Source organism: Lysinibacillus sp. TE18511 (assembly GCF_054062295.1).
On sequence record NZ_JBSSFD010000094.1, the window covers coordinates 1 to 2165 of the forward strand.

The following is a 2165-nucleotide window of genomic DNA, read 5'->3' on the forward strand; positions in this document are numbered from 1 at the left end:
GTAAGCCCGAAATATAAAAAAAGCGCACCTTCTCGGTACGCACGACGAATGGCCATCTATCCTATTTTTTTCGGATAGATGGCTATTTTGCACATGTGACTTGGATTTTTTTCGACCAAGGCATGTAATTATTTAAAATCTCTGGTTGTTGGTGAATCGGTGAATTTGGCAATTCTGTCATTAACGTCACTAGGTATTGATAGAAATCGATGCCGTTTGCTTTTGCCGTTTCAGCCAAACTTAAACAGATCGCATTTGCTTTAGCGCCTGCTTCACTAACAGAGAAAAGCCAGTTCTTACGACCGATCACATTTGGACGAATCGCATTTTCAGCTGGATTATTATCGATTTCAATTCGACCATCGTATAGAAAAGCCTTTAATCCGTGTACACGATTTAATGTGTATTCGGCTGCTTTTGCGAGCGCATTTTTCCCGAAGAAAGGCGATTCGTCAACCCATTTTAGAAACTTCTCTACAATCGGCTTTGAATGTTTTTGCCTTGCTTTTCGGCGTTTACCTGGTGAAAGATGCTTGAATTGACGTTCTAGGTGATACAGTTGATCACAGTAATCCACGCCAATTTGCCCGTTTTTGCTATTGGCTTTCAGCCAATAACGCCGCACATGCGCCCAACAATTGGCGAACGTGACATCAGGTAGATTACCATATGCCGAATAACCATCACAAATCACGGTTCCTTTAAAGCCTTCTGTAAATTCTACTAGTACAGAACGACTTCTCGATAATGCACTTTGAAAAAGAACGATGATCGGTCCTTGACTTGGCACACTTCGGAACACCCAATTATAGGCGTTCGATTGACCGGATTTTCCGTCTGAACGATTGATTATTTGCGCATAGGTTTCATCCACATGTAGAACAGATTTTGCTGTTAATGTCTGCTTCATCTGTTCATAAATCGGTAGAAGCCAATCTTCAGCTGCACGGATTACCCAGTTTGATAAGTTCTTATCATTCGTAAGCAGGCCATATCGTTCCCACTCCTTTACCTGACGGTAAAGAGGCAAGTATTGGATGAACTTATCATAGATGAGTTTTGCTAGAACGGTAGGTCCCGCAATGCTTCGCTGAATGGCAGCTTGTGGGGCTTTCCCACGTTTCATTTGTGCTTTTTGTGTGGCATCCTTTTTACAGTGCTTGCACTCGTAGGCATGTTCAATATGCTGGATGCGCATCATTTTTGCCGGAATGAATTTTGCTTCTTCACGCGCAATAGTTGTACCGGCTTCGGTCATTTGACCAAGGCAACAATCGCATTGCGTATTGGCGGGATGATGGTGAATTTCTTCTATCTCAATCCCATCACGAAAAGAATCATTCCGTTTTTTCTTATGTAGTTTACGGTTAACAGTGTAAGTAATCGTCGCTGTGCTTTGTTCTTCTGTGTGCTCAGATTCATTAAAAGACGGATCATCATCAAATAAAGAGCCTTGCCCGTCCGGTGCTTGATACTTTGATTTTTCTGTTTTAGAGCCGTATAAAGCTTTTGTTAATTGGCGAACTTGTTCTGTTAACACTTCGATTTGTTTCAATGATTGATCCAACTTCTTTGTCAGTTCATTGTTTTGCTGATTTGAATGAGCCAATTGTTGCTCAAGTAATTGAATGAATCGTTCATTTTGGTCAGAAGATACGTTACCCACTGTATTCACCACATTTCCGTTCAGTATAAGTTATGGATGATTATACCATTTTAATAGGTGAGTTTAAAAGACACCTTTTGCAGATTTCGTAATCGCTTTTGGCTGCTGAAGCGATAAACCTTCTAAAAGCCAGCGAAGTTCCTTTTGTGAAAGGTTACGTACTTCCTTTTCATCTTTTGGCCATTGCAGTTTGCCATTATCTAATCGTTTATAAAGTATGGCGAAGCCATCTCCATCAAAATACAAACATTTATAACGGTCTTTACTCGTTCCAGAAAATAAGAAGATGGAATCACTATATGGATCGAGTTTAAAAGAATCCTGAATGAGTGCTGCGAGACCGTCGATACCTTTACGCATATCGGTCTTACCGCAAATAATGTAGATGTTCTGCACGCTCGTAAAATCTTGCTTCATTGATTATTCAACTCCTTCAGGATCGTTTGGATGATGCGCTCATCTACGCCATTAAAGAAGGAAATTTCAGCACTAGTTGTTT

At 40.6% G+C, this 2165-nt stretch carries 2 protein-coding genes; both read right to left on the reverse strand.

From position 1 onward, the window contains the following. Window positions 1–82 precede the first annotated feature (82 nt). Complete coding sequence (gene tnpC / locus ACVWXS_RS25835; protein WP_456960678.1) at window positions 83–1666, reverse strand: IS66 family transposase; 1584 nt, start codon at window positions 1664–1666, stop codon at window positions 83–85. Window positions 1667–1729: 63 nt separating this feature from the next. Continuing rightward, window positions 1730–2083 carry an IS66 family insertion sequence element accessory protein TnpB gene (tnpB, locus tag ACVWXS_RS25840; protein ID WP_456960679.1) on the reverse strand — a complete coding sequence of 118 codons (354 nt, stop codon included), beginning with the start codon at window positions 2081–2083 and terminating at the stop codon, window positions 1730–1732. Window positions 2084–2165: the final 82 nt, after the last annotated feature.